Here is a 26,476-nt window from a genome sequence, read left to right as displayed (position 1 = left end):
TGTTACAGGAGCTGGCTTCAGGGCGGCGGTTCGCGCTACCACGGCAGGCCGGGCAGGCCGATGCCAAGGCCATGGGTGAACAGCCACTGGCCGCCCAGCGCCATCAACACACCGGTGGCCACGGCCTTGAGCGGACTGGCCTCGAACAGCCAGGCCAGGGCGGCGATCACCAGCATCGAGCTCAACAAAAAGCCCAGGCGCGGGAACAGCACGGCGTAGACCAGCAGCAGCACCAGCACGCCGACCAGGCGCAATCCCAGGCGCTTGTCGGGCCAGTGGCCGTTTTCACCCGGGCGAATCACCAGCACCAGCGACAGCAGCCCCAGCAGGATGGAGAGCCCCAGCGGAAAGGCCTTGGGGCCGACGGGGTCGTAGCTGAAAGGCACCTCGAGGGACAGGGCGTTGACGGCGGTAAACGCCGCCAACCCCATCAGGGCGATACCCAGACAGCGGTCGGCGGCGATACTCATTGGGTCAGACCCACTTCCGTGGCCAGCTCCTTGAAGCCGGCGACCTGATCCTTGACGTAGCCGTCGAAGTCGTCACCGAAGCGGGCCATGGGGAACAGTCCGCGGGCTTCGCGCAGCTCGGCGAAGGTCTCGTTGCCGGCCAGGTTCTCGAGGCGCTCGACCCAGGCCTGGTAGGCCTCGTCGCTGACCTCGGGGCCCATGTAGTAGCCGCGCCAGATCGGCCACTGGACGTCGTAACCCTGTTCGGCGGCGGTGGGAATCTCGGCGTAGGGGCCGCCCATGCGCTCCTCGGACAGCGCCGCCAGCACGCGGATGTCGCCGCTCTCGAGCTGGGACTTGAGCTCCGACAGGTCACCGGAGAACACCTGGATATGGTTGCCAAGCAGTGCGGCCAGGGCTTCACCGCCACCCTCGAAGGCCACGTAGCGCAGGCTGCGCGGATCGACGTCGGCGGCCTTGGCGGTCAGCGCGGCCTTCATCCAGTCCTGGCTGCCCACGCTGCCACCGGCGCCGAAGGCGACCTGGGTGGGGTCTTCCTGCAGCGCCGTCATCAGCTCATCCAGGGTCTGCCAGGGCGCGTCGGCCTTGACCACGATGGCGCCGTAGTCGACCCCCAGGGCACCGACCCAGCGCACTTCGCTGGCGTCGTACTGGCCGAACTTGCCCAGCGCCAGGTTGACCGCAGCGCCGGTGCTGGCGGCGACGATCAGGTTGGGGTCGTCGGTGCGCACGCCATTGACGTGGTTGTAGGCCACCGCACCGATGCCGCCGGGCATGTAGGTGACCAGCATTGGGTCCTCGATCAGGCCGGTCTCGAGCAGGCCATTGGCGGCCAGCCGGCAGGTCAGGTCGTAGCCACCGCCGGGCTTGGCCGGGGCGATGCATTCGGCCTCGTCGGCGGCCTGGGCGGTGCCGACGCTGAGGCTGGCGCCGAGCAGCAGGGCGGCGGGCAGAGCTGTGATATTCTTCATGCGGACTCCTGACAACTATTATTATGGATTGATGAAACCGGGGTGCTTTAACGTGAGAGATGCTAGGCCGACTAGCTTTCATCAACCTGTCATGCCCTCCCTGCCTGGATAAGACATTAGTCGCATGCGCCTTCTCGTCGTCGAAGATGATGCCCTCATCAGCCGCTCGCTGGTCGAGGCCCTGACCCCCCTTGGCAATACCGTAGAGGTGTTTGCCTGCTGTAGTGATGCCAGGGCAGCGCTGCGCCAGGGTGGGGTCGACCTGATGCTTCTGGACATCGGGCTGCCCGACGGTGACGGCCTGTCACTGCTGGCCGAGTTGCGTGACGCGGGCGATCGCACCCCGGTGATCATCCTGACCGCCCGGGACGCCCTGGATGACCGGGTCAGGGGACTCGACCTGGGGGCCGATGACTACCTGGCCAAGCCCTTTGAACTGGCCGAACTTGAGGCGCGGGTACGCGCGCTGCTCAGGCGCAGCCAGCAGCGTGCCGACAACCGTCTTGGCCTGGGTCCCTTGTCCTTCGATCCGGCCAGCGGCGCCGCCAGTCTGTTCGGCGAGCCCATGGCGCTGCCCCATCGCGAATTGCTGCTGGTCGAAAGCCTGTTGCTGCACGCTGGAGCCATCGCGCCTCGCGAGACCCTGGAAGGGCGACTTTTCGGCTTCGGCGAGGTGGGCTCCAACGCCCTGGAGGTCTACGTCAGCCGGCTGCGCAAGCGGCTCAAGGGCGCAGGTCTGCGTATCCGCACCTTTCGCGGACTTGGCTACCGTCTGGAAGAGGACGACGGGTGATCGAGGTCGATGGATCACTCAAGCGTCGGCTCGGTGGCTGGCTGGTGGTCACCGTCGGAGTGCTGGGGCTGGCGCTGATGGTGGAGGCCTGGGTCAGCAGTCAGCGGGCGGCGGCGCGGGCCTTCGACGCCCAGTTGCAGGCGGCGGCGCTGACCATCGCCGAGGCGGTGCGCTGGCAGGACGGCATCCCCCAGGTGGTGGTGCCGGCGGCGGCGCTGCAGATCCTCGCCACCGACAGCCAGGCGCGGGTGTTCTACGCGGTGCTGGACGATGAAGGCAGGACGCTGTCGCGTAACTGGCCGGTGGACATCCCCACCGCCTGGCAGCAGGCGCTGGATGAAGGCGGTATGTCGCGGGACCTGACCACGACGCTGGGAGAGCTGCGTCTGCATGCCCAGCGGGTGGCCTCGGCGGGTTGGGTCACCCAGCTGCCGGTGCAGGTGTGGGTCGGGCATACCCTCGAGGGGCGCCGAGCCCTGGCCCGCTCACTGTTCGAGCGTTCGCTGTCGCGCTTTATTGCCATGGTGCTGCTGACCGGGGTGCTGATGGGCTTGACCATGCGCGCGGCGCTGTCTCCCCTGCGCCGCCTGCGCCGCCAGATTCGTGGGCGCGGCGCCGATGACTTCAGTCCGCTGGCGACCAGGGTGCCCAAGGAGCTTCATGAGCTCGCCCAGGCCTTGGACCACCTGTTCGCCCGTCAGCGCCAGGGACGCGAGGATCTTCTGCGCTTCACCGCCGACGCCAGCCACCAGCTCAAGACGCCGCTGGCGGGACTCAAGACCGTCAGCGAGCTGGGCCTTCGCAGCAGTGATCCGGATGAATGGCGCCAGGCGCTCATGCGCGTTCACGCCCGGGCCGAGGACACCAGTCGACTGGCCGGCCAATTGCTGTCGCTGGCACGACTGCGCCACCTCGACCGGGAGACGGCGCTGCCTGCGCTCGACCTGGGTGAGCTGGTACGCGACGTCGCCCTGGACTGGGCGGCGCGGGAGCGGGCGGCGGAGCATGACCTCGGGCTTGGCAGCCTGCCAGCCGAGCCGCTGAAGGTCTGTGTCGAGGACTGGGCACTGCGCGAAGCCCTGGGCAACCTGATCGACAACGCCCTGCGCTACACGCCGACAGGTTGCGAGATCACCCTGCATCTGGCGCGCGAGGGCGACTGGGCGCGGTTGTCGATCGTCGACGACGGCCCTGGTGTCGCCGACGCGGCGCTGGCGACGCTGGGGCAGCCGTTTCAGCGGGGTGGGCGCCAGGACACCGAGGGCTCCGGGCTTGGTCTTGCCATCGTCGATACCACCGCCCGGCGCATGGGCGCCCGCGTGCAATTCGCCAACCGCTCGCCGCAGGGACTCGAGGTGGTGCTGTGGCTGCCGCTGGCGAAGGACGAACAGGATGTCACCGGTGCCTTTGCTGCCGGCGTGAATCCAGGAGAGAGTACTTGATGTCCCTGCAGCCCGGACAACGCCTTCGATCCTGTGAACGTCTCCCGGCCCGCTGTGCGACGCAGGTCACACGGCGGCAGCCCCTGGTGGTGTCGCAGTGGCTGCCGCTTTTACTGCTCATGCTTCTGCTGCTGGGTGGCTGTCACAGCGGCGACAGCCGCACCCCCTCAGATGACGATCCGCTGGTGATCTCGGCGGCGCTGGATCTCGACGTGGTGGCGCCGCTGCTGGACGCCTTTCGCCAGGCCTATCCCCAGATTCCCCTGCGCTTTGAGGATCGCACCACCCGGGAGGTGGACGACAGCGTGGTGGGACATCTTCAGGGAGGCCAGGCGACGGGCGAAGGGGCGAGCAGAGCGCCTGACGTGGTGATCAGCTCGGCGATGCCGTGGCAGATGGCCCGGGTCAATGAAGGATTGGCGCGGCGCCTGAGTGGCCCGGAGATCGAGCGCTGGCCCGAGTGGGCGCGCTGGCGCGACGAGGTCTTCGCCTTCACCTTCGAGCCGGTGGTGATGGCCTATCGGCTGGATCTGTCGCGGCATATGCTGCCGCCCCAGACCCATGGCGACCTGCACGCGCTGCTGGCGACCCAGGCCCGCTGGCTGACGGGCAAGGTGACCACCTACTCGCCGCTTTCCAGCGGGGTGGGCTACACCCTGGCCCAGCAGGATGCTCGCTACTCCTCGCGCTTCTGGGAGCTGGTCGGCGCCATGGGGCGTGTCGATACCCGCCTGGAGACGACCACCCGGGCCATGCTCGAAGGGCTCAGCCAGGGACGCTACTGGCTCGGCTACAACCTGCTGGGTTCCTACGCCATGGTCTACGCCCAGGAACATCCCGAGGTGATCGTGCAGGTGCCCAGGGACTATTCGCTGGTGCTGATGCGCATGGCCTTCGTGCATCGCGATGCCCCCCACGTTGAGGCCGCCGAGACCTTCGTCAAGTTTTTGCTGAGTCAGCGTGGCCAGCGGGTACTGGCGGGGCAGACGCCACTGTTCAGCGTGCTGCCGGGGGTGACCGGCCCCTACACCGCCGCCAGGCTGCGCACCCAGGTGGGGGAGCGGCTCTACCCGATACTGCCCAACGCCACCTTGCTGGCCTTCGTCGATCCTGCCCGCCGGGAGGCCTTCACCGACCACTGGCGAGCGCGTTTTCAGGGCGAGCAGGCGTTGGATGAAGCGGTCGAACGGGGTAGCGGGGCGCTGGCGCCGGAGTAGACGGCGGATGGCAACCGAGGAGCATCGATGTGTCAAGCTGGCACATTGCCGGAGGCCGGGGCGGAACGTTATAATGGGCGATTAACTTCTTCCCTCCCTCTAAAGCCTCAGTGGGTGTTGCCGATTATGCTACGTATGGCCCAAGAAGCACTTACGTTTGACGACGTATTGCTCGTTCCCGGCTATTCCGACGTTCTCCCCAAGGACGTCAGTCTCCGGACCCGCCTGACTCGCGACCTCTTCCTCAATATTCCCCTCGCCTCCGCCGCCATGGATACCGTCACCGAAGCCCGCCTGGCCATCGCCATGGCCCAGGAAGGTGGCATTGGCATCATCCACAAGAGCATGGGCATCGCTCAGCAGGCGCTGGAAGTGCGCAAGGTCAAGAAGCACGAGAGCGTCATCGTCAAGGATCCCGTCACCGTCGGACCCAAGGCCAAGCTGCAGGACCTGCTGGCGATGGCCAAGGAACACGGCTTCTCCGGCTTCCCGGTGGTCGAGGGTGAGACCCTGGTCGGCCTGGTGACCGAGCGTGACATGCGCTTCCAGCCCAACCATGGCGACAGCGTCGCCGACATCATGACCCCGAGCGATCGCCTGGTGACCGTGCCGGAAGGCACCCCGCTGGACGTCATCAAGGGCAAGATGCAGGAGCACCGGGTCGAGAAGATGCTGGTGGTGGACGGCGACTTCCGCCTGCGTGGCCTGGTGACCTTCCAGGACATCGAGAAGGCGCGCACCTTCCCCAGCGCCGCCAAGGACGCCGATGGCCGCCTGCTGGTCGGCGCCGCCGTGGGCACAGGTCCGGAAACCCCTGACCGGGTCAAGGCGCTGGCCGAGGCCGGCGTCGACGCCCTCGTCGTCGATACCGCCCACGGTCATTCCCGTGGCGTGATCGAGCGGGTGCGCTGGGTCAAGGAGCACTTCCCGCAGATCCAGGTCATCGGCGGCAACATCGCCACCGCCGACGCCGCCCGGGCGCTGGCCGAGGCCGGTGCCGACGCGGTCAAGGTGGGCATCGGTCCCGGCTCCATCTGCACCACCCGCATCGTCGCCGGTGTCGGCGTGCCGCAGATCACCGCGGTGTCCAACGTGGCCGAGGCGCTCAAGGAGTTCGACATCCCGCTGATCGCCGACGGTGGCGTGCGCTTCTCCGGCGACATCGCCAAGGCGGTGGCCGCCGGTGCCAGCTGCATCATGGTCGGTGGCCTGCTGGCCGGCACCGAGGAGGCGCCGGGCGAGGTCGAGCTGTTCCAGGGGCGTACCTACAAGGCCTACCGTGGCATGGGTTCCATGGGCGCCATGTCCCAGACCCAGGGCTCCAGCGACCGCTACTTCCAGGACAAGGACGACGGCGTCGAGAAGCTGGTGCCGGAAGGCATCGAAGGCCGGGTGCCCTACAAGGGCGTGATGGGTGCCATCGTGCACCAGCTGATGGGTGGCCTGCGTGCCTCCATGGGCTACACCGGCTGTTCCAGCATCGACGAGATGCGCACCAAGCCCGAGTTCGTCAAGATCACCGGCGCCGGCTTCAACGAGTCCCACGTTCACGACGTCCAGATCACCAAGGAAGCGCCCAACTATCGAGCAGGGTAGGCGCTGACGTGACGCGCCAGGCGTTTTCGCACCAGACGCGTTGCACCAGAGGGCGCGCGGGGCGACTCGCCCCTCGTCACCCTGAGCTGGAAGCGGTCCGCCGCTTCCAGCTTTTCGCTTTTCGATTGCTCGGCCCACCGGCCCCACTGCCTGCAAGGTAAGTCCCCATGACCGATATCCACGCCCACAAGATCCTGATCCTCGACTTCGGCTCCCAGTACACCCAGCTGATCGCTCGCCGGGTGCGCGAGATCGGCGTCTACTCCGAGATTCGCGCCTTCGACATCACCGAGGAGGAGATCCGCGAGTATCGCCCCAACGGCATCATCCTGGCCGGTGGCCCGGAGTCGGTGACCGAGCTGGACTCGCCGCGGGCGCCGGCCTGCGTGTTCGAGATGGGGCTGCCGGTGTTCGGTATCTGCTACGGCATGCAGACCATGGCCGAGCAGCTGGGTGGCAAGGTCGAGGGCTCCAACAAGCGCGAGTTCGGCTACGCCCAGATTCGCCTGGACGCCGAGACGGCGCTGTTCAAGGACATCAAGGATCACGTCGATCCGGACAGCGGGCGCGGCCTTTTGGACGTGTGGATGAGCCACGGTGACAAGGTCGCCCAGGTGCCGGAGACCTTCACCGTCACCGCCTCCACCCCGAGCTGCCCGATCGCCGCCATGGCCTGGGAGGAAAAGCGCTTCTACGGCGTACAGTTCCACCCCGAGGTCACCCACACCCTGCAGGGTCAGCGCATCCTCGAGCACTTCGTGCTGGAGATCTGTGGCGCCGAGCGCAACTGGACGCCGGCCAAGATCATCGAGGACCAGATCGCCCGGGTGCGTGACCAGGTCGGTGACCGCCACGTGCTGCTGGGACTGTCAGGCGGGGTCGACTCCTCGGTGGTCGCGGCCCTGTTGCACAAGGCCATCGGCGATCAGCTGACTTGCGTGTTCGTCGACAACGGCCTGCTGCGCAAGAACGAAGGCGATCAGGTGATGGAGACCTTCGCCCAGCACATGGGCGTGCGGGTGATCCGCGTCGACGCCGAAGAGCTGTTCCTCGGCAAGCTCGAAGGCGAGGCCGACCCCGAAGCCAAGCGCAAGATCATCGGCAACACCTTCATCGACGTCTTCGACAGCGAAGCGGCCAAGATCGAGGGAGTGGACTTCCTGGCCCAGGGCACCATCTACCCGGACGTGATCGAGTCGGCCGCCGCCAAGACCGGCAAGGCCCACGTGATCAAGTCCCACCACAACGTCGGTGGCCTGCCGGAGACGATGAAGCTCAAGCTGGTCGAGCCGCTGCGTGAGCTGTTCAAGGACGAGGTGCGCAAGCTCGGCCTGGAACTCGGCCTGCCCTACGACATGGTCTATCGTCACCCCTTCCCGGGGCCGGGCCTGGGCGTGCGTATCCTCGGCGAGGTCAAGAAGGAGTACGCCGACATCCTGCGCGAGGCCGACGCCATCTTCATCGAAGAGCTGCACAACTCCGGCTGGTACCACAAGACCAGCCAGGCCTTCGCGGTGTTCCTGCCGGTCAAGTCCGTCGGCGTGGTCGGTGATGGCCGCCGCTACGAATGGGTCATCGCCCTGCGTGCCGTCGAGACCATCGACTTCATGACCGCCCGCTGGGCCCACCTGCCCTACGAACTGCTGGAGAAGGTCTCCAACCGCATCATCAACGAACTGTCCGGAGTCTCCCGCGTCACCTACGACGTCTCGTCCAAGCCGCCGGCGACGATCGAGTGGGAATGATCCCTGATCCGACGACCTGACGGCGTCGGTGCAATGTTCGAAAACCACAACACCCGCCACTAGGCGGGTGTTGTGCGTTCAGGTGCAGATGATTGGCCCGGGCCAGGCGGGCCATCTGACTTGCTCCAACGCGGTGGTGCCCGGTACCGGCTCTCGATCTGTCATGGCGTGGGTGTCGATGAATACGCTGAAACAGGTGAGTTTGATGGTTATTGATCCCCTGTGGGAAGCAACGCTACTGCTGGTCCCCATCCCCCCTCACCATGTCCGTATTGGCGCCGGCTTGATTGAAGCCGTCGTACACCCTTGGTGACTGGGGTGAAGCCATCGCGAAGGAGTTTTTCTGGCACAAGGGGCGGGTGAGGGTTGTCAGTTGACAACTATGAGTGGCCGTTCCCATACTGGAGGCAAGGAATGACTCGTCCATCGCACCCGAAAAAGGAGATTGAAGCCGCGATCAGGCACGCGGAAGGGGAGGGCTGGCGAGTTGAAGTGGGGGCGCCGGGGTGAGTCGGAATCGGAGGATTGAGCCTTGGAGTATATTTTTACACTGAAATACCAACTGGCTGACCACGACTGCGACCCGGATGCCCTGGTGGAGCGCCTTGGCGCTGCGGGTTGTGATGATGCTTTGGTGGGTGTCGGTCAACCGGGGCGCCTGGCGCTGGAATTTTCCCGGGAAGCAGACAGTGCCGAAGAGGCGATGCGCTCTGCCTTGTCCGACGTCAAGAGCGCCGTGTCGTCGGCACGTCTTGTCGAGGCTTCGCCGGACCTGGTGGGTTTGACCGATGTGTCGGATGTTGTGGGTGTTTCCCGACAGGCAATGCGCAAGTTGATGCTTTCCCACCGAGCGACGTTTCCCGTTCCGGTTCACGAAGGTAGCGCCTCGATCTGGCATCTCGCCGAGGTGCTTGAGTGGCTCAAGGGCAGAGGAGGCTACACGATAGATGCCGGTGTGCTGGAAGTGGCGAAGGTGGCTTTGACGGTGAATATTGCCAAGGAGACCCAACGCCACCCCGTGCATTGCTGTGGGGATATGGAGCTTCTGACCGCCTAGTCCTTCTTGTAGCCCGTCTTATAGCCCGACTTATGGCCCATAACATTGCCCGTCGCATATACGGTCGGAGTATCGTTACGACCTTGACTGGCTCTGTGGCCAGCAAGGATACGTCATGCGGGGAGGATGATCGGCGGCGACGAGTCTATGCGTGTTCCTTGGGTGGTTTGATGAGTGCTTCGGCTGGAATACCCAGCCCCTGGTGAAGCTTCCATATCATTTCTGTAGGCGTAGTTTATCCAGACGACGAGTCGATACTTGTTTCCAGCGATATTGAACACCGCCCGACCATCTTTGAGAACGCTGGCGTTTCTGAAATCGAGCTTCCACAAACCACAACACCCGCCACTTGGCGGGTGTTGTGCGTTCAGGTGCAGACGATTGGCCCGGGTCAGGCGGCACCATCAAGCCGCGCCGGTCGGGGACTCTGTCGTTCAATCGCTCTCGTACAGTTCTGCCTTGGCGTCACGCATGATGTCCTCGCAGGCGGCCTGCTGGGCCAGCTCGGTCATCAGGGTCTGGGAAAGGGCAAAGCCCTTGCCCAGGCAACGATCCACATCGTCCTTGGCGATGGAGGGCTGGACATCCACATCCAGAATCAGGGTGCGGCGGCCTCCTTCGAGACGGTCTGCCATCTGCCTGAGCTGCCAGGCCAGGCGATTCTTCCAGCTTGCGGTCTGCTCTGCGCCCTCGGTCACGTTGAGGGTACATTGCCACTGAGGTTTGTAGACCTTCATGTGAACCTCCTTGCTGGTGAAGTGAGCGATCTCCTGTTCTTTCATCACGTTCAGGTCCCAGCATACTCGCATATGACGTCCTTGCCACTCCCTCCCTCGGGGGCGCTACCTCAACCCTGTTGGGTCGTCTCTTGTAAGTGAGTCCTTGCTGGGGGATGCGGGCACTATCCTTCCTCTGGGTTGAAACTTCGCTGGCGGCACAGTGCGGCAGGAAAGGTATGCCGGAAGGAAGCGGCTACACTGAGTCTGGGCGACAAGGAGTGCTGCGATGCAGTGGGGCGGGGGAGGTGAGTCGGGCAGAGGCATGGGGCGGCTTTGGCTTTTGTTGACCGCGATGGTGGTGCTGCTGGCGTGGGAGCTGGCGGGGGAGGCCTCTCGCCCACAGCCCAATGTGTCGCTGTGGGTACTCGACCACCAGGGGCAGCAGCCACCGGAGAAAGGGGCGCTTACTACGGTTACCGCAGAGTCTCTCGATGAGCAGGTCAGCCTGGGACTCAAGGCGCATCCGGTATGGCTGCGACTGAGGGTGGTGGGTGCTCTGCCCGGGCAGCGCCTGGTGCTGTCCAATCCGCTGGTTCAGGGAGTCGAGCTGCTGGTCTGTGACGACTCGGGGTGTCGCCCCGTCGAGAGGGAGACGCATTTTGCCGATGATCCGGGGCTCGCTGCTGCCTTGCCCCAGTTCCGCTTGCCTGTGGCAACGAATGACCTGCTGTTGCGCGTCGAGACCGATCAGGCGATACGCTTCAATGTGCAGGTACTGGATGACGTCGATCTACACCGTTACTGGCGTGACTTGTTGCTGGGGCAGGGGCTCTATTTCGGCTTGATTGCGGGCCTGGTGATCTACAACAGCCTTCTACTGTTCAGTCTTCGCGATACCAACTACCTCTGGTATCTGGGGTTCTTGAGTGGAGCGGGCGCTTACTTCTTGTGTCAGAACGGCTTGCTATTGCTTTACTTCCCGCAGATGGGGGCACGCCTGAACGAGGCCTTGCTGCTGACGGCCCTGTCGGTGATCAGCATCTGCGGGTTGCAGTTCTGCCGGCGTTTTCTGATGACGGCGCGCCAGGACCCGAGAGTGGACTCGTTGATGCGGTGGCTGTGCTGGCTCCTGGCGCTGGCCGCCGCCATCGCCTGGCTGCTGCCGAGCTTCTTGACCGTGGTGTTCTATTCGCTGCTGGGGGTGCTGACGCTAACGGCTTTTCTGCTGTCGTCGGTGCGCGGCTTGTGGCGCGGCTTCCGCGCCGCGCAGTGGCTGTTGATGGCGTGGTCGGTGCTGGTGGTCGGGGTGGTTCTGTTGCTGCTGGTGACCTATGGGTTGTCCCCCCACAACTTCTGGACGCTGCACGGTTTCCAGATCGGTTCCGCGCTGGAGGCCATCCTCTTGTCGCTGGCCCTGGCCGATCGCATCAGTCTGTTGCAGCGCGAGCGAGAGACGCTGCTGGAGGAGAAGGCGCGGTTGCACGGCATGAGCTATCTCGATGGTCTTACTGGTGTGCACAATCGCCGCTATCTCGATGAAGCCTTGCCCGCTGCGGTGGCCCAGGCCGAGGTAAGCGGGCGACCACTGTCGTTGATCATGCTGGATATCGATAACTTCAAGCGATTCAACGATGGCTGGGGGCATGCCGAAGGTGATCGCGCGCTGCAGCATCTGGGCAAGGTGATCGAGGAGGTCGTGCGCGACATCGATCCGGTGTGTCGTTACGGGGGAGAAGAGTTCGTGATTCTGCTCAAGGAGCGCGACGAGCATCAGGCGCTGGATATCGCCGAACGCATTCGCAAGGGTCTGGCGACGACGCCCTTGACGTTGCTCACCGGAGAGCAGGTGTTGTTGACCTGTACTCTGGGGGTGGCCAAACGACTGGAGGGCGAGAGCGCCTCAGCACTGTTGCGGCGGGCCGACCAGGCGCTGTATCGAGGCAAGTATGCCGGCCGCGATCGGGTGGTGCTGAATGCCTCCGGTGGCGTCGCCTCGACAACCTCATGAAGGTACCTTCTGAAGTCTGGCGTCTGGCCGGTTCCCTGATCTTCGACATGCGCAGGCGGGGAACCCTTGGCAGGATGGCGGTCCAAGATGCGTTATATGTTGCCACAGCCGTGTGCCAGCATCGTTTCTTCAACACCAAGGGGGCACCATGAAACTGACTCCAGGAACTCTACGCCAGTCGCGTCTGTGGGGCACGGCCTGGCTGTTGCTGCTGATGGCCGGTTGTACCGGGGCGTCGTCGAGTGGCACCGGGTCGAGCGAGTCGTTCCCGGCAGAGGCATCCAGCCTGGCGCCACTTCCTGCGAGCTTTCGTGGTGAACTGTCCTGTGATGACTGCAAGGCGGTACGTCTCGATCTGGCGCTCGATGACGGGGGGCGATATCTGCTCAAGGAGACCCACCTGGGACCCGGCGAGCAACCTCGCCGCCGCCACCGTGGTCAGTGGCAGTTGACGGATGGCGAACTGTCGCTGGGCGAGCCCGCCCCGGAAGCGGCGCAGCGGTGGCAAGTCGTGCAGGGTGGCGATCTTGTGTCGCAGGCGTCGCGTACGCCGGATGGCGAGGCTGCCCGCCTGGCGCGTCTGCCCGAACCGCTGCGCGAACCACTGGAAGAGCGCTACTGGAAGCTGGTGCAAGTCGACGGAGAAGTCGCTGTCGACGGTTCTGCGCATATCGTGCTGCACACCCAGGAGGGTCGTCTGGCCGGATCCGGAGGGTGCAACCGCTTGATGGGAAGTTACCAGCGGGAGGGGGATGCGCTGTCGCTGGCCCCGCTGGCGACTACCAGGAAGGCCTGCCAGGGGCCTGTCATGGCCCAGGAGCGCGCGCTGGTCGAGGCACTGGGGGCCACCAGAGTGTTTCGTCTACTGGCCGATGAGCTTGAACTGCTCGATGAAAACGACAAGGTGCTGGCGCGATTCGAGGTGGTGCACCTGACCTGAGTCCTACCTCAAGGCAGGCTTTGACGGGCGGCATTAGATTGGCGTGGGAGCGATGACCGAGCGCTGTCCGAGTGGTCGCTTGGCGCTTGCCGGCTAGAGCGGCGGTGGGACCTGCTCCCCGGTCTGATCGCTGATGATTCTGTCCCGACCTTCGGCCTTGGCTCGGTAAAGCAGGTGATCGGCGCGATTGATCAGCAGATCATAGTGCATGCCGGGCGTATGGCTGGTCACGCCGACGCTGACGGTCAAGGAAATGACGTCGCCGTTGTGCATGATGGGAAGGCTGTGAAGGCGCTCCTGGAAACCTTCGAGCACCGGCAGGATCTCGTTCAAGTCGGCGCCGGGGAAGATCAGCAGGAATTCTTCGCCGCCCCAGCGGCAGAGTACATCCGAGCGGCGAAAGTGGCGCACCAGCAAATCGGAAATCTGGATCAGGCACTGGTCGCCGACCTTGTGCCCATGCTTGTCGTTGATCAGCTTGAAATGATCGATATCGATCAGCGCGAGGCTGTAGGGCGTGTTGGTGCCATCCTGTCTGTCGCCTGACAACTGGCGCAGGTATTCGCCGGCAAAACGACGGTTGTGCAGGCCGGTGAGGGCATCACGGGTCGCCATGCTGGTCAGCGTTTCTTCCTGGGTCTCGTAGACGTGGCGCGCCAGCATGGCGAAGCCGACCATGGTAAACAGCGCACAGGAGAGGTTCAGGGTCGCCAGCATCAGCGGGAAGCCGGGGCCGCTTTCCAGCGGAAACATCTGGGATAGCGGGAACTCCAGGAACAGGAAGATCAGCATCCCCATCAGACCGAGCACCAGCGCGACCCACTTGACCGAGTGGGTGACGGCCGCCCAGCAGGACAGTGTCAGCAGGTAGAAGTGGAAGCCGGCGGAGGTACCCAGGATCACGGTGGCGATGATGGCGTGGCAGTAAGCCTCGGTGGTGATCAGGTAGACCGCGCGGTCCTGCTCGCCATGTTGATTGGCGAGATAGGCGCCAAGCCACATGGCCACGCTGATCACGTTGACCAGCGCCAGCAGCGAGTGATCGAGCACCCAGAACAGTGGAATGAAGAGGAAGTGCACCGCCGCACCCATCAGACTGGCCCAGCGGGTGAGCAGGTGCTTGCGAAGATTGCGGTGTCTAATGTTGTCCGGGCGTTGTGCGGCAGCCTGGGTCAGGGTTGAAAATGGGGCCATGCACGGAAACTCGCTCTCGGTGGAAGTAGTCGTCGAAGCGTTCCAACGAACGGTAGAGTCCTCGCAGTTCTATCGAATCCCATGCCCGGAAGCAGTGTCAGGGCAGGGCTCATGCCTGGGTACGAGCCCCTGCCGGGCACTGCGATGCTACTTAACTGTAGCAGTTTCGTCAGTCGAAAGGCGTCGATGCGCTAGGGTAATTCAGCGCTGTGGTAAACGTTCTGGACGTCATCGAGGTCGTTGAGCATGTCGAGCAGCTTTTCGAACATGGCCAAGTCATCCCCCTCCACCGGCGTGGTGGCCTGGGGCAGGAATTGGATCTCGTCGATCTCGAACTCCTCGGCGCCGAGGGATTCGCGCAGCGCCTGACGCGCCTTGGCGTAGTCGGTCGGCGGAGCAAACACGGTGATCAGGCCGTTCTCGTTCTCGATGTCGGTGACATCCACGTCGGCTTCCATCAAGGCTTCCAGCGCGGCTTCTTCATCCTCGCCGGTGTAGGCGAGGATCGCCAGATGGTCGAACATGTGGCTAACGCTGCCCGGTGTGCCGATCTTGCTCTTGGTCTTGGTGAAGCAGGCACGAACGTCGCCGAAGGTCCGGTTGGGATTGTCGGTCAGACATTCGACGATCACCATGGCGTTGCCGGGACCGAAGCCCTCATAGCGTGCCAGCGAGTAGTCCTCTCCGCCGACGCCCGACGCCTTCTCCAGCGCCCGATCGATGACATGACCCGGTACCTGGTCCTTCTTGGCGCGGTCGAGAAGGCTGCGCAGCGACAGATTGGCGTTCGGATCGACGCCTCCGGACTTGGCGCAGACGTAGATCTCGCGTCCGTACTTGCTGTAGACCTTGGTCTTGGCGGCGGCCGTCTTGGCCATGGATTCCTTGCGGTTCTGGAAGGCCCTGCCCATTGCGTATTCCTGTGGCGTGTCTACACGAGTCTGGAATTCTACGAGAGTCCGCCCCTCGGCGAGAAGTCTTATTTCCCCTCGGCTTGCCCGGGATCGCCTGGAAGACGAACCGGCTTGACTGTCTACACTGTGGTGAATCGATCAAGGAGACGGCCCATGGATCACCATCAGTACCGCCAGGCCCTGGCGGTAGAGCACGCCGGAAGCGAACTGCCGTTTGCCGCCGAGGAGTTCGATCGCCGGCTGGCGCGCGCTCGCAGTGCCATGCAGCGACAGGGGCTGGACGCCCTGCTGCTGTGCCAGGCGGCGGACATCTTCTATCTATGTGGCTATCACACCTTCGAAGTCTCCGTGCACGCGGCCCTGGTGGTCACCCCTTCGCGCACGCTGCTGCAGGTGGCGTCCATCGAGACCGGGCCCGCCGTGGTGACGGCGAGGGTCGATGAAGTGGTCGGCTATCGCTGGGAAGCCCTCGATGAGGTGATCGATCCGTTGGCTGACGCCTTGGCGGACAGTCACGACATCGGCATCGATGGCAGCAGTAGCGGTCTACGGTTTGGCCTGATGCGTCATCTGCAGGGGCGACTCGGTGGCGATCGCTTCCATGATAGTGCCGGTGGCCTGATGGCGAGCCTGAGACTGGTCAAGAGCGACGCCGAACTCGATTGCCTGACGCGCAGCGCCAAGATGACATCGCTTGGGCTTGCGCGTGCCATCGAGGTGGTCGAGCCCGGTGTCACCGACAACCAGGTGGCCGCCGTCGGTGCCCAGGTGATGCTCGAGGCCGGCAGCGAATTTTTCAGCCTGGCCCCGATCGTCACCAGCGGGTCGCGCAGTGGCATCATCCACGTCAACCACAAGCGCCGGGGCATCGCTTCGGGCGACGCGGTGTTTCTCGAGTTTGGTGCCGTCTGGCAGCGCTACACCGCGCCGACCATGCGCACGGTGGTGGTCGGGCCGATCAGCGACGAGATGCGCCTCGCCGCCGACCTGTGTGTCGAGATGGAGGCCCGCATGTGCGAGGCCATGACGCCGGGCACACCTTTCGAAGACGTCGCCCGGCTCGCCGATGCTATCCTGGCGCCACACCGCGAACGCTTCTTCCATTCGGGGGTTTACGGCTACGCGGTCGGTGCCCAGTTTCCGCCGAGCTGGGTGGAAGGCACGGGTTTTCTCGCCGCCGGGCAGACCAAGCCGCTTGCCCGCAACATGGTCTTCCACCTGCCGCTGTGTCTGCGCTTGCCGGGAGGTTTCGGCATCGGTCTAAGCAATACGGTGAGGGTCACCGATCGAGGCGCGATGCGCCTGACCGACCACGACATGGCACTGGTGCACCGACCTTGACAGCACACGCCGCATGAACGGCACAAGGGTATGATGAGCGGCTGGCGTCATGCGATACGAGAGCGGAACATGCTGCGTTTTTTCGAGAGGCTGGTGGATCCCTATCCCGACCAGCCCGAGTCGGTACCCGCGGACCGGTTGTGGCCCTTCGTGCTGCACTATTCGCGTCCCTTCGCCGGGCTGTTGGCGGCCATGGCGGTGGTCACGGCGCTGGTCTCCATCGCCGAGGTGGTGTTCTTCACCGCCATGGGCGAACTGGTGGACTGGCTGGCGGAAGCCGACCGTGAGGGCTTCGTCGATACCCACCTGACCAGCTTGATCAGCCTGGGAGCGGCGGTGCTGGCAGGACTGCCACTTCTGGTGCTTTTGCTGTCGTTGATCACCCACCAGGGAATCTTCGGCAACTACCCCATGCTCGGGCGCTGGCTCTCCCATCGGCTGATGCTCGAGCAGAGCCTGTCGTTCTTTCATGACGAGTTTGCCGGGCGCGTCTCGCAGAAGGTGATGCAGACCGCGCTGGCCATGCGCGAGACCGTCACCAAGGTGCTCGACATGCTGGTCTATGTGCTGGTGTATTTCACCGGCGCGCTGGTGGTGCTGGGGGCCGCCGAGCCCTGGTTGATGGCTCCTCTGGTGCTATGGCTTGCGGGCTACCTGGCATTGATGAGGGTTTTTATCCCCCGGCTGCGCCGGGTGTCCATGGCCCAGGCGAACGCGCGGGCGGTGATGACCGGGCGGGTCGTGGACAGCTACAGCAATATCCAGACGATCAAGCTGTTTGCCGATGCCGGGGCGGAACGGGCCTACGCCCGGGAAGCCATGGATGGCTTCATGGGAACGGTACATCGGCAGATGCGCCTGGCCACCTGGCTATCGGTGTCGTTGGCGACCCTCAATACCCTGCTGCTGGTGGGTATGGCGGGACTGGTCGTGCTGGCCTGGTATCACCGCTGGGTGTCCCTCGGAGAAACGGCGGTGGCGATCGGTCTGGTCATGCGGGTGCGCTCCATGTCCGACTGGATCCTGTGGGAAGTCGCTGGCCTGTTCGAGAATGTCGGCACCGTTCAGGACGGTATCAACACCCTGTCGCGTATCCCCGAAGTGCAGGATCGACCAGCGGCCCCTGCGCTGCGCGTCCAGCACGGCGAGATTCGCTTCGAGGACGTGGTCTTTGGCTACGCCCGGGGAAGCCAGGTGGGCCCCAGGGTGTTCGACGGTTTCGATCTGAACATTTCCCCGGGCGAAAAGGTGGGCATCATCGGCCGCTCCGGCGCCGGCAAGTCGACCCTGGCGTCGCTGCTGATGCGCTTTCATGATCTGCAGGCCGGGCAGATAACGATCGATGGTCAGAATATCGCCGAGGTCACCCAGGCATCGCTGCGTCGACAGATCGGTATGGTGACCCAGGATACGTCCCTGCTGCATCGATCGCTGCGCGAGAATCTGACCTACGGTTGTCGAGACTGCAGCGAAGAAAGGTTATGGCAGGCGGTGCGGCAGGCGCATGTTCACGAGTTTATCGAAGACTTGGTCGATCCTCATGGGCGTCGGGGCCTGGATGCCCAGGTGGGAGAGCGCGGCGTGACCCTGTCCGGGGGGCAGCGCCAGCGGATCGCCATCGCTCGGGTGTTGCTCAAGGATGCGCCGATCCTGGTGCTCGACGAGGCCACCTCGGCGCTGGACTCCGAGGTGGAAGCGGCAATTCAGCAGCATCTCTATACCCTGATGGAGGGCAAGACCGTTATCGCCATTGCCCATCGTCTGTCGACCATCGCCATGCTCGATCGACTGGTGATTATCGACAAGGGGCGCATCGTCGAGATGGGTGAGCACGAATCTTTGCTGGCCCGGGATGGCCTCTATGCTTCCCTGTGGCGCCGTCAGGTCGGAGGTTTTCTGGGGGAATGACGGACCATGGCCAGCTTGGTGTGATCAAGAAACTAGGCGGTTTAATGCGCGAGTGGTGCGCAAGTACTGCGCAAGTAGTGCAGGGTTGGCTATGATCACTCGTCCATGCCCAAGACAGTCGACGGAATCTGGATGCGCACCTTCCACATGAATGCTCTAGAGGCGAAACGACGACGTGTCCGTGTCAGTTGATCCATCCCCCTTTGTGACGAATGCGTCCGACTCGGGGCGTCGTCGTGCCATTGCGCTCTATGTGACCGCCTTGATGCTGCTGGTCGCCGGCATCGTGTGGACCCTCAGGGGCCAGTATCTGGCCGAGGTGGAGCGTGTGGAGCAACGTCTCGACGCGCGAGCGGAGGTGGTCGAGGCGCTGGTGGCCGAGCCTTTTGACGTCGCGACTCACGCGCTTGCCGGGCTACTGGCTCTCGATGAAATGATCAATCCTGCCGGCAATGGACCGCCGATGGCACCCTTGCTCAGGGAGCGAACCAGGTCCCTTCCCCTGGTAGAAGACCTGGCGATCCTCTCGGACCCGACAAGCGCAGAAGCTCGCTTTTTCGAGGGTTGGTTACCCCAGGATGCGTTTCTTCGACAGTTGGCCGGATTGAGGAGGGGAGAGACCCTGGTTTCGTCTCTGCACTATTCGCCGTCTGCCGGCGAATATCGCATGACTCTGGTGCAACGGAGCACGGCAGAGACCACTCAGATGCATGTTGCCATGGCATCGATCGACCCCGGGCCCCTGGCGGAAGCGATCAAGGGGTTCGGCCTGATGCAGGGAGAAAGCATCGCCCTGGTCGACAGCGAGGCACGACTGGTAGTCCGCGTGCCTGCGGCTGGGCTGGCGCCGGGAGAATTGGTGTCGCAGGCGGGAAGTCGATCACTGACCGCGGACTCGCCTGATACGCTTCACTTTCGTCAGCAATCCCCGCTGGATGGTCAGGAGCGGTTGTTCGTGGCGAGGCGAGTGGCCGAACTGCCTCTGTGGCTGGTGCTGGGCTACAGTCACGAGGCGTTGCTGTCCGGCTGGAGCCAGCGCCTGTGGCCACTGGTAGTGCTGGGGGCGTTGCTGGCCCTGCTCGGATTATGGTTGCTGCGTCACGTGCTGGCGCAGGGACGTGCCCAGCTGGCGTTGCAGGGGGAGGTGGTCGAACGGCAGCGCGCCGAACAGGCCGCCCACCGCCGTGAAGCTCGCTTGAAGGCGTTGATCGGTTCCATGCAGGACCTGGTACTGGTGCTGGATCGCGGTGGCCACTTCTCCTTCGTCCATGCCGGAGACGAGGCCTTGCTGCTGGCACCACCGGAGGTCCTGGTCGGCAGCCACTACCGCGCCTTTCTGCCGCCGGACATCGCCAGACGTCTGGACGAGGCGCTGGCCGAGGTGGCGGCCAGCGGTGAAGTACGTCGGCTGGACTATTCTCTGAGCGTAGGTGGTGGCCCCCGTGACTTCAGTGCATTGATCAGTCCGCTGCTCAGCGGTGACGGGGAGCATGACGGTGTCCTGCTGGTAGTGCGTGACGTCACCCTGGAGCGGTTGCATCAGGCCAACATGAGCATCGCCGCGGTAGCCTTCGAGACCCACCTGGGCATGATGATCACCGATGTCGATGGCCGCATTCTCAAGGTCAATCGGACCTTTACCGACATCACCGGCTATCGCGAAGACGAGGTCCAGGGGAGTCGCCCTGACATCCTGCGCTCGGGGCGACATGACGAACACTTCTATCGACAGCTGTGGCAGCGGATCGGCGATACCGGTGCCTGGCAGGGCGAGATCTGGAATCGTCGCAAGAGCGGAGACATCTATCCTCAATGGCTGACCATCAGCGCGGTGCGTGACGAGCGGGGCCAGCTGCGCAACTACGTGGCGACGCTCAGCGACATCACCGAGCGCAAGGCGGCGGAGGAAGAAATTCATCAGCTTGCCTTCTTCGACCCGCTGACGGGGCTGGCCAATCGACGCCTGCTGCTCGATCGACTCGGCGAAAAACTGGAACGTTGTCAGCGGGATGGCTGCTACGGCGCACTGTTGCTCATTGATTTCGATAACTTCAAGCAGGTCAACGATACCCTCGGCCACCACGGCGGTGACGAGCTGCTCAGAGAAGCCGCCCGTCGCTTCGAGTCGGTATTGCGCGAGGAGGATACTCTGGCACGTCTCAGCGCCGATGAGTTCGTGGTGGTCCTCGAAGGCGTGGGCGTGGAACTCGAGACCGCGGTGCGCGTGGCCGATACCGTTGCTCGCAAGCTGCTGAACACGCTGGATATGCCGGTCTGGATCGAAGGACGTCCGGTGTCGCCGAATGCGCGCGTCGGTATCAGTCCGTTTCGCGACGAGGTCTCTCGCGAACGGTTGTTGCAGCAGGCCGACATGGCCTTGTTCCAGGCCAAGAGTCAGACCGCCAGCGACGTCTGCTTCTTCGACCCGGGGATGCAGCGACGGATGCAGCAGCGTGCTCAGCTATACGAAGACCTGCTTGGCGCGCTGGCGCGCTCTGAGCTGTATCTGGTCTACCAGAAACAGGTCGATCAGCTTGATTGTGTCACCGGGGTCGAGGCGCTGATCCGCTGGCGACACCCCGACAGGGGCCTCGTTCCGCCGTCCGAGTTCATTCCGCTGGCCGAGGAGCGCCCACTGATCCATGAACTCGGTCTCTGGGTCATCGAGCAGGCCTGCCTGACGCTGGTGGATTGGGTGCAGCAGGGTGATGACACCACCAGGACCGTGTCGGTCAACGTCAGTCCCAGGCAGTTTCAGGATCCCGGCTTCGTTGCCCGGGTCAGTGATATCCTCGCGCGCACCGGGGCGCCGGCCCGACGTCTCAAGCTTGAGGTGACCGAGTCGCTGTTCGTGGCGGATCGCGACGGGGTCGAGCGCACCATGACGCGGCTCAAGGCACTGGGCGTGACCTTCGCGCTGGACGACTTCGGCACCGGCTACTCGTCGCTGGCCTATCTGAAGCGTCTGCCGCTGGACGAGCTGAAGATCGACCAGTCCTTCGTTCGCGACGTGCTCGACAACGCCACCAGCTCCGCCATCGTGGCAAGCACCATTGCTCTGGCGCGCAGCCTGGGGCTTGATGTGATTGCCGAGGGAGTGGAGTCAGCGGAGCAGCGGGACTGGCTTCATCGACACGGTTGCCACCGCTACCAGGGCTTTTTGTACGGACAGCCGGCGCCGCTGTCCGAGCTTGATTTCTCGACCTTGTAAGCGGCGGGCGCGGCCCGCCTGACGAAGACCTGATGGAGCCTGCATGACCGCGCCTTTTTTCATCGACGCCTGGTCGTTTGGCCAGGAAGTCCGACAGTTGCCCGAGCCAGCGCCAGGTCCGCTTCAGGCAGGCGCCTGGTACCACTTTCAGCGGGATGCCGATGCTACCTGCGAGCGCCTCGAGCTGGCAGGAATCCCGGAATCCGCCATCGACGGCGTGCTGGCCGAGGACACCCGGCCGCGCTTCGAGACCCTCGGCGACGGCAACTTCCTGTTGATTCTGCGTGGGGTCAACCTCAACCAGGGCGAGCAGCCCGACGACATGCTCAGTATCCGCATCCTCTATTACGATGGGGTGCTGATTTCCACCCGCAAGCTGCCTTCCCGGGCCATCGCCGACATACGCCGTGAGCTCGAGCAGGGCAAGGGGCCTGACGATCTGGGAGCAGTGGTGGTGGATATCATCGAAAAGCTCCACGAGCGCATCGAGGATTTCGTCGAGCCCTTCGACGCCACCATCGCCGCCCAGGAAGAAGAGCCTGAGGCCGACAACGCCGTCCTGATGTCGCTGAACAAGCGGTTGATCAAGCTGCGTCGCTTCCTCAAGCCCCAGCGCTACGCCATTGAAGCGATGATCGACAGCCTGCCACCGCTGCTTGCCGATGATCGATTCGATCTGGCCAATGCCCGCGACACCATCCAGCGAATCAACGAGTCGGTGGACTTCTATCTTGAGCACGTAGGCATGGTTCAGCAGTACCAGACCCATCAGCACACCGAAAAGGTCAACCGCAACACCTACCTGCTGTCGATCATCTCCGGCATCTTCCTGCCGATCAGCTTTCTGACTGGCCTGCTGGGCGTGAATATCGGCGGCATGCCTGGCGTCGACAATCCCATGTCCTTCGCCCTGTTCTGCACCTTCATGGTGGTGCTGGTGGCGGTGGAGCTGGTGGTGCTCAAGCGCTGGCGTTTTATCTAGGCCCCGTCAGCCACTTGAGCCAGCCTCTTGAGCCAGACGCTTGAACCAGCCGCTTCAACGACCCTTGGCAGCCGAACGCTGGTCACACCGCGTCGACGGTTAGCCGGGAGCGGCGATGGCCCGTCGCGCCTTCAGCAGAAAGCCAAGGCCCACCAGGGAAAGTCCTGCCAACAGCCCGAACAGGGCGGTATAGCTGCCGAACAGCCCATGTAGCGCACCCAGCAGGGGGAGCCCGACAAGCACCCCGCTGTAGGTCAGCACCAGGCAACCGCCGGCGGCGTCGGCCACCCGTTCGGCGGGGGCCAGACGGGTGATCTCGGCCATGAACACGCCGTTCCAGCCAAGTGCCGACAGACTCATGACGCACAGCACCGCGACCATCGCCCAGCGCGGCCAGTCGGCGTCCATGGTGGCGATGGCCAGGCCGCTACCGGCGCTCAGGCAGGCCAGCCCCATCAGGGTGATCAGGCGATCGTCGAGGATATCGCCGACAAGGCCCCACAGCACTCGGCCGATGATGCCGAAGACCTGGACCGCGGACATGGTGGCGCCGGCGACGACCAGGCCGACGCCCAGATCCTCGACCAGCAGCGCCACGGTGAAGGCCGAGACCGATAGCTGGATGGCTGAAAAGCAGAGACTCAAGAGGGCCAGATAGCGCAGCGCCGGGCGCTGCCAGACCACCTGGAGACCGGCCAGGGGCGTGGTCAGCCAAGGAGTGCGAGGGTCGCGCTCGCGGTCCCAGTGATGGCGCTGAACCTGCAATAGCAGAATACCGATGACGGCGACCAGGAACAGACAGCCCAGAGCCGCCTGCCAGCCGATGGCCAGCGCCAGGGCGGGGGCGACAAGGCCCGCCAGCACGCCACCGAAGGGCACCCCGGTCTGCTTGAGCGAGAACACCAGGCCCTGGCGGTGACGCGGAGTCACCCGAAACAGCAAAAGCGACGCGGAGGGGTTGGTCAGGCCATAGCCGAGCCCGGCGATCAGCGAGGCCAGGGCGAAGGTGGTCAGCGACGGCAGGGTTAGCAGCGCCGCGCCGCCGCCAAGCAGCCCCAGCGCCAGCTGGCTGACCCGACAGGGGCCATAGCGTCGGGTCAGCGGCCCGCCGACCAGCGAGGTCAGCATGGCGCCACCGAAGATCAGGCTGACCTGGATACCCACGGTGGCGGTGGAAACCCCCAGCGAGTCCGCCAGGGTCGGCGCGATCGCCGAGGGAAACAGCGCCACCAGCGACGAGAAGGCCAGCACCAGGGTCGTTGCCAGCAGGGCGATACCGACCTGGGGAGGCGGAGAGGGTGGTGAAGAGGGAGCTGGAGAGGGCGCCGTCTGCTGGTTCATGCCCCCGCGTCTGCCCCGGCCAGGCCCTCACGTGGAACCCGCCGCAGGTGGCTTTCGGTCTTGCCTCCGGGCAGTGCCGCGATCAAGTCGGCCGCGTGCAGCAGCGCGCCAAGATCGATGTCACCTGCCAACCCGCCCCCCTGCAGGGCGTAGACCAGGTCTTCACTGGCGGTGTTGCCGGTGGCCCCCGGAGCGAAGGGACAACCGCCGAGTCCTGCGCAGGCGGCGTCGAGTGCGGTGGCACCGTGGCGGGCCGCGAACAGGGCGTTGGCCACGCCCATGCCGAAGGTGTCGTGGCCGTGGAACGCCCAGGACAGGGCGGGGGATCGGTGGCGCTCGGTCAGCTCGGTGAAGTGGTCCGCCACCTGGAAGGGTGTGGCGCGACCGGTGGTGTCGCACAGGGCGACTTCCACCGGCAACTCGCCGGTGATGGCGAGCGCCTGGGTGAGCACCTCATCGACCCGGCGCCAGTCGACCCTGCCGTCGAAGGGGCAGTCGAAGCTGGTGCCGAGGTCCAGGCGCAGGGCGGTGTTGCCCTTGGCGCGCACCGCCTCGACCACACGGGCGAAGGCCGCCAACGATTCATCCACCGACTGGCGCACATTGTTGCGGTTGTGCGCCTCGGACACCGAGACCACGTAGACCAGCTCGCTGACATCGTGTTCAAGCGCAAGCTCGGCTCCCTTGAGGTTGGGAACAAGCGCGGAGAAGCGCACATCGCGGCGATGGGCGAAGGCGCGGATCAGCTCGCCGGTGTCCGCCATCTGCGGAATCGCCCGGGGGCTGACGAAGGAGCCGATCTCCATGCGTCGGATGCCGGCGTCGAGCAGCGCCTGGATGACCTCGATCTTGCGCTCTGTCGGCAGCGGATCGGCGATCGACTGGAAGCCGTCGCGCGGGGCGACCTCGACCAGTTCGATCGGGGCGGGTGACGAGGTGGTCATGCGGGAGTCTCCGTCGGGTTCAAGGGTGGGTGGCATCGATGTGATCGGAGCCGTCCGGCGGCGGCAGTGGGGCGCCGCGGGAAAGGCTCGCCAGGGTGTCGATCAGAAACTGAAGGCCGAGTGCGGTGAAGCCGATCGGCAGCAGTGCGTAGGGGATGCCCATGGGGGTGCCGAGGGCGCTGGACACCCGTTCGCCGTACTCGAAGGCCTGGGCCGCCATCAGATAACCGCGCCAGGCGAGGATCGCGCAGAACGTCATCCCGGCAAGACCAGTGAACACTTCCAGCATCCGACGCGCCTTGGCGGGAAGCTTGTCCTTGAAGAAGGTGATACGGATATGGGCGTCGAAGCGCTGGGCCTCGGCGGCGCCCATCACCGCCAGATAGACCAGCAGGAAGGAGTTGATCTCCAGGCTCCAGTGGGTGGGGGCGGAGAAGGCGTAGCGCATGACGGTGTCGTAGCAGATCGACACCGTCATGAACACCAGCACCGCCATCGAGGCCAGGCGCAGGATGGCGAGTACGCCATCCCAGCCCTTGAGGGGGATCCTCTGTGCGTGCGCTTTCATGGCGATCTCAGGCCTGTCCCAGCGCGAGCTTGATGGCGCGTTCGCCGAGTTCCTCACCGACCTCGCCTTTCCAGTGGTCCCATACCTTGTGGGTGGCCTCGTTGAAGGCGGCCAGATCCTCGTCGCTGGGGGCGATGATCTCGACGTTCTCCTCGCGTACCTGGGGCCAGTACTCGTTGGGATAGATATCGTCGTTGCAGTGGCTGATGAAGTTCTCGTCGTACCAGCGGGCGGCATCTTCGAGGATCGCACGGCTGTCGTCGTCGAGGCTGTCCCAGCGGTCTCGCAGCATGAAGGGCGCCACCGAGAAGCCGGTGATCGGCAGCTGGTAGCACACGTCCACCTGCTCCTGCAGGCTGCGCCCGATGATGGTGGAGATATTGAACACGCCGGCGTCCACGGTACCGCGCTGCAGCGCCATGTAGGTCTCGGACGAAGGAATGCGCACCGCACCGATGTCGTAGGCCTCCAGCGCCGAGGTGGCCTCGAAGCTGACCACCCTGACCTTCTTGCCGCGAATGTCCTCGAGGCTGCGCACCGCGTTGTCCTGGGTGCTCCAGATGTACTCGGGCTCGAGGATGCCGCCGCCGGAGGTCAGCATGTAGAGGTTTTCCTTGGCCAGCTCCTCATTGATCAGGTCGAACAGCGGGCTGCCCTGACGCAGCCGCTCGGGGTGGCGGTACAGCTCGCCGACGACACCGGGCAGCCCGGTGATGCCGAGGATCGGCAGCGAGCGGGTGATGTAGGAGGTGGTGTGGAACATGAAGTCGATATTGCGCGAGCGCAGCGCGGGAAGCTGTTCGTCGGCCTTGAGCAGCTGGCCCGAGTCGTAGAAATCGACCTCGAGCACGTCGCCGCCGTTGTCGCGCAGGTAGTTGACGAAGCCGGCGGAGCCGTAGGTCAGCGCCTTGTAGGACGGTGGCAGGTAGGTCACGCCGGTGAAGGTGGTGGCGGCGCGGGCATGGCGTGGCATCAGCGCCTGGGGGCCCAGCAGCGAGGCCCCCGCGGTGGCGAAGGCGGTGGTCTTGAGCAGTTGGCGGCGGGTCAGGTTCATGGGAATGTCTCCGTCTTGTCATTGTCGTTGTTGCCCCTGGCCAGCGGGGCGAGTGAATCGG

General features: G+C 64.5%; 22 protein-coding genes. 12 read left to right on the top strand and 10 right to left on the bottom strand.

What is annotated here, in order from left to right; translation table 11 throughout:
• Nucleotides 1–35: 35 nt before the first annotated feature.
• Both NFI08_RS01215 and NFI08_RS01210 read right to left on the bottom strand, forming a co-directional pair.
• Nucleotides 36–470 carry a tripartite tricarboxylate transporter TctB family protein gene (locus NFI08_RS01215; RefSeq protein WP_222516032.1) on the bottom strand — a complete coding sequence of 145 codons (435 nt, stop codon included), beginning with the start codon at nt 468–470 and terminating at the stop codon, nt 36–38.
• Nucleotides 467–1,441: a Bug family tripartite tricarboxylate transporter substrate binding protein gene (locus tag NFI08_RS01210; protein ID WP_108449946.1), complete on the bottom strand. Its 975-nt coding sequence runs from the start codon at nt 1,439–1,441 to the stop codon at nt 467–469. Before NFI08_RS01210 ends, NFI08_RS01215 begins: the two co-directional genes overlap by 4 nt.
• Nucleotides 1,442–1,565: 124 nt before the next feature.
• Here NFI08_RS01210 and NFI08_RS01205 point away from each other — a divergent pair, with 124 nt between their 5' ends.
• From NFI08_RS01205 to NFI08_RS01180, 6 genes are all read left to right on the top strand, one after another.
• Entirely contained in the window at nt 1,566–2,234 is a 669-nt protein-coding gene (locus NFI08_RS01205) for a response regulator (RefSeq protein WP_045991089.1), read from the top strand.
• Nucleotides 2,231–3,676, top strand: a complete 1,446-nt coding sequence (locus NFI08_RS01200) for a sensor histidine kinase (RefSeq protein WP_348827046.1) — start codon at nt 2,231–2,233, stop codon at nt 3,674–3,676. Before NFI08_RS01205 ends, NFI08_RS01200 begins: the two co-directional genes overlap by 4 nt.
• Entirely contained in the window at nt 3,676–4,893 is a 1,218-nt protein-coding gene (locus tag NFI08_RS01195) for an ABC transporter substrate-binding protein (protein ID WP_349586624.1), read from the top strand. The genes NFI08_RS01200 and NFI08_RS01195 overlap by 1 nt, the downstream gene beginning before the upstream one ends.
• Nucleotides 4,894–5,019: 126 nt before the next feature.
• Complete coding sequence (gene guaB / locus NFI08_RS01190) at nt 5,020–6,489, top strand: IMP dehydrogenase (protein WP_349586621.1); 1,470 nt, start codon at nt 5,020–5,022, stop codon at nt 6,487–6,489.
• Between the two features lie 167 nt (nt 6,490–6,656).
• Entirely contained in the window at nt 6,657–8,234 is a 1,578-nt protein-coding gene (gene guaA / locus NFI08_RS01185; RefSeq protein ID WP_045991086.1) for a glutamine-hydrolyzing GMP synthase, read from the top strand.
• Between the two features lie 532 nt (nt 8,235–8,766).
• Entirely contained in the window at nt 8,767–9,291 is a 525-nt protein-coding gene (locus NFI08_RS01180) for a helix-turn-helix transcriptional regulator (protein WP_349586617.1), read from the top strand.
• 113 nt (nt 9,292–9,404) lie between these two features.
• Here NFI08_RS01180 and NFI08_RS22845 read toward each other — a convergent pair whose 3' ends face one another.
• Both NFI08_RS22845 and NFI08_RS01170 read right to left on the bottom strand, forming a co-directional pair.
• Nucleotides 9,405–9,572: a hypothetical protein gene (locus NFI08_RS22845; protein ID WP_502881049.1), complete on the bottom strand. Its 168-nt coding sequence runs from the start codon at nt 9,570–9,572 to the stop codon at nt 9,405–9,407.
• A 153-nt stretch (nt 9,573–9,725) separates the two neighbouring features.
• Nucleotides 9,726–10,028 (bottom strand): hypothetical protein, encoded by a 303-nt coding sequence (locus tag NFI08_RS01170; RefSeq protein WP_045991267.1) that lies wholly within the window; start codon nt 10,026–10,028, stop codon nt 9,726–9,728.
• Between the two features lie 268 nt (nt 10,029–10,296).
• Between NFI08_RS01170 and NFI08_RS01165 the strand changes: the two genes are divergently transcribed.
• Together NFI08_RS01165 and NFI08_RS01160 are read left to right on the top strand one after the other, a co-directional pair.
• Entirely contained in the window at nt 10,297–12,018 is a 1,722-nt protein-coding gene (locus tag NFI08_RS01165) for a diguanylate cyclase (RefSeq protein WP_349586614.1), read from the top strand.
• 148 nt (nt 12,019–12,166) lie between these two features.
• Nucleotides 12,167–12,958 (top strand): META domain-containing protein, encoded by a 792-nt coding sequence (locus NFI08_RS01160; protein WP_349586612.1) that lies wholly within the window; start codon nt 12,167–12,169, stop codon nt 12,956–12,958.
• A gap of 93 nt (nt 12,959–13,051) precedes the next feature.
• On the opposite strand, the gene NFI08_RS01155 is transcribed toward NFI08_RS01160, so the two are convergent.
• Nucleotides 13,052–14,152 (bottom strand): GGDEF domain-containing protein, encoded by a 1,101-nt coding sequence (locus NFI08_RS01155; protein ID WP_253028769.1) that lies wholly within the window; start codon nt 14,150–14,152, stop codon nt 13,052–13,054.
• 191 nt (nt 14,153–14,343) lie between these two features.
• Nucleotides 14,344–15,063: a YebC/PmpR family DNA-binding transcriptional regulator gene (locus NFI08_RS01150; protein WP_108132350.1), complete on the bottom strand. Its 720-nt coding sequence runs from the start codon at nt 15,061–15,063 to the stop codon at nt 14,344–14,346.
• A gap of 156 nt (nt 15,064–15,219) precedes the next feature.
• On the opposite strand from NFI08_RS01150, the gene NFI08_RS01145 reads away from it, so the two are divergent.
• The 4 genes from NFI08_RS01145 (at nt 15,220) to NFI08_RS01130 (ending at nt 22,508) form a co-directional block, all read left to right on the top strand.
• Complete coding sequence (locus NFI08_RS01145; protein ID WP_108449952.1) at nt 15,220–16,407, top strand: M24 family metallopeptidase; 1,188 nt, start codon at nt 15,220–15,222, stop codon at nt 16,405–16,407.
• Between the two features lie 69 nt (nt 16,408–16,476).
• A complete protein-coding gene (locus NFI08_RS01140; protein WP_349586609.1) occupies nt 16,477–18,315 on the top strand; it encodes an ABC transporter ATP-binding protein in 1,839 nt (612 codons plus the stop codon).
• Between the two features lie 181 nt (nt 18,316–18,496).
• On the top strand, nt 18,497–21,526 hold the full coding sequence (locus NFI08_RS01135) for a bifunctional diguanylate cyclase/phosphodiesterase (RefSeq protein WP_349586606.1): 3,030 nt from the start codon (nt 18,497–18,499) through the stop codon (nt 21,524–21,526).
• 43 nt (nt 21,527–21,569) lie between these two features.
• Nucleotides 21,570–22,508: a CorA family divalent cation transporter gene (locus tag NFI08_RS01130; protein ID WP_348827030.1), complete on the top strand. Its 939-nt coding sequence runs from the start codon at nt 21,570–21,572 to the stop codon at nt 22,506–22,508.
• Between the two features lie 99 nt (nt 22,509–22,607).
• Here NFI08_RS01130 and NFI08_RS01125 read toward each other — a convergent pair whose 3' ends face one another.
• The 4 genes from NFI08_RS01125 to NFI08_RS01110 are packed head-to-tail and all read right to left on the bottom strand — an operon-like array spanning nt 22,608 to nt 26,415.
• Entirely contained in the window at nt 22,608–23,849 is a 1,242-nt protein-coding gene (locus NFI08_RS01125) for an MFS transporter (protein WP_349586603.1), read from the bottom strand.
• On the bottom strand, nt 23,846–24,793 hold the full coding sequence (locus tag NFI08_RS01120) for a hydroxymethylglutaryl-CoA lyase (protein ID WP_349586600.1): 948 nt from the start codon (nt 24,791–24,793) through the stop codon (nt 23,846–23,848). The genes NFI08_RS01125 and NFI08_RS01120 overlap by 4 nt, the downstream gene beginning before the upstream one ends.
• Before the next feature lie 19 nt (nt 24,794–24,812).
• Complete coding sequence (locus tag NFI08_RS01115) at nt 24,813–25,361, bottom strand: TRAP transporter small permease (RefSeq protein ID WP_349586597.1); 549 nt, start codon at nt 25,359–25,361, stop codon at nt 24,813–24,815.
• Nucleotides 25,362–25,368: 7 nt separating this feature from the next.
• Entirely contained in the window at nt 25,369–26,415 is a 1,047-nt protein-coding gene (locus NFI08_RS01110; protein ID WP_045991077.1) for a TRAP transporter substrate-binding protein, read from the bottom strand.
• Nucleotides 26,416–26,476: the final 61 nt, after the last annotated feature.

Source organism: Halomonas sp. EF61, from assembly GCF_040147045.1.
Taxonomy (GTDB): Bacteria; Pseudomonadota; Gammaproteobacteria; order Pseudomonadales; family Halomonadaceae; genus Halomonas; species Halomonas litopenaei.
This window is presented reverse-complemented; position numbering and strand designations above follow the sequence as displayed.

Coding starts and splice junctions, on each gene's coding strand:
- NFI08_RS01205 (WP_045991089.1), top strand. CDS start 1,566: ATGCGCCTTCTCGTCGTCGAAGATGATGCCCTCATCAGCCGCTCGCTG.
- NFI08_RS01210 (WP_108449946.1), bottom strand. CDS start 1,441: ATGAAGAATATCACAGCTCTGCCCGCCGCCCTGCTGCTCGGCGCCAGC.
- NFI08_RS01165 (WP_349586614.1), top strand. CDS start 10,297: ATGCAGTGGGGCGGGGGAGGTGAGTCGGGCAGAGGCATGGGGCGGCTT.
- NFI08_RS01155 (WP_253028769.1), bottom strand. CDS start 14,152: ATGGCCCCATTTTCAACCCTGACCCAGGCTGCCGCACAACGCCCGGAC.
- NFI08_RS01110 (WP_045991077.1), bottom strand. CDS start 26,415: ATGAACCTGACCCGCCGCCAACTGCTCAAGACCACCGCCTTCGCCACC.
- NFI08_RS01115 (WP_349586597.1), bottom strand. CDS start 25,361: ATGAAAGCGCACGCACAGAGGATCCCCCTCAAGGGCTGGGATGGCGTA.
- NFI08_RS01150 (WP_108132350.1), bottom strand. CDS start 15,063: ATGGGCAGGGCCTTCCAGAACCGCAAGGAATCCATGGCCAAGACGGCC.
- guaA (WP_045991086.1), top strand. CDS start 6,657: ATGACCGATATCCACGCCCACAAGATCCTGATCCTCGACTTCGGCTCC.
- NFI08_RS01195 (WP_349586624.1), top strand. CDS start 3,676: ATGTCCCTGCAGCCCGGACAACGCCTTCGATCCTGTGAACGTCTCCCG.
- NFI08_RS01145 (WP_108449952.1), top strand. CDS start 15,220: ATGGATCACCATCAGTACCGCCAGGCCCTGGCGGTAGAGCACGCCGGA.
- NFI08_RS01160 (WP_349586612.1), top strand. CDS start 12,167: ATGAAACTGACTCCAGGAACTCTACGCCAGTCGCGTCTGTGGGGCACG.
- NFI08_RS01120 (WP_349586600.1), bottom strand. CDS start 24,793: ATGACCACCTCGTCACCCGCCCCGATCGAACTGGTCGAGGTCGCCCCG.
- NFI08_RS01130 (WP_348827030.1), top strand. CDS start 21,570: ATGACCGCGCCTTTTTTCATCGACGCCTGGTCGTTTGGCCAGGAAGTC.
- NFI08_RS01140 (WP_349586609.1), top strand. CDS start 16,477: ATGCTGCGTTTTTTCGAGAGGCTGGTGGATCCCTATCCCGACCAGCCC.
- NFI08_RS01125 (WP_349586603.1), bottom strand. CDS start 23,849: ATGAACCAGCAGACGGCGCCCTCTCCAGCTCCCTCTTCACCACCCTCT.
- NFI08_RS01170 (WP_045991267.1), bottom strand. CDS start 10,028: ATGAAGGTCTACAAACCTCAGTGGCAATGTACCCTCAACGTGACCGAG.
- NFI08_RS01215 (WP_222516032.1), bottom strand. CDS start 470: ATGAGTATCGCCGCCGACCGCTGTCTGGGTATCGCCCTGATGGGGTTG.
- guaB (WP_349586621.1), top strand. CDS start 5,020: ATGCTACGTATGGCCCAAGAAGCACTTACGTTTGACGACGTATTGCTC.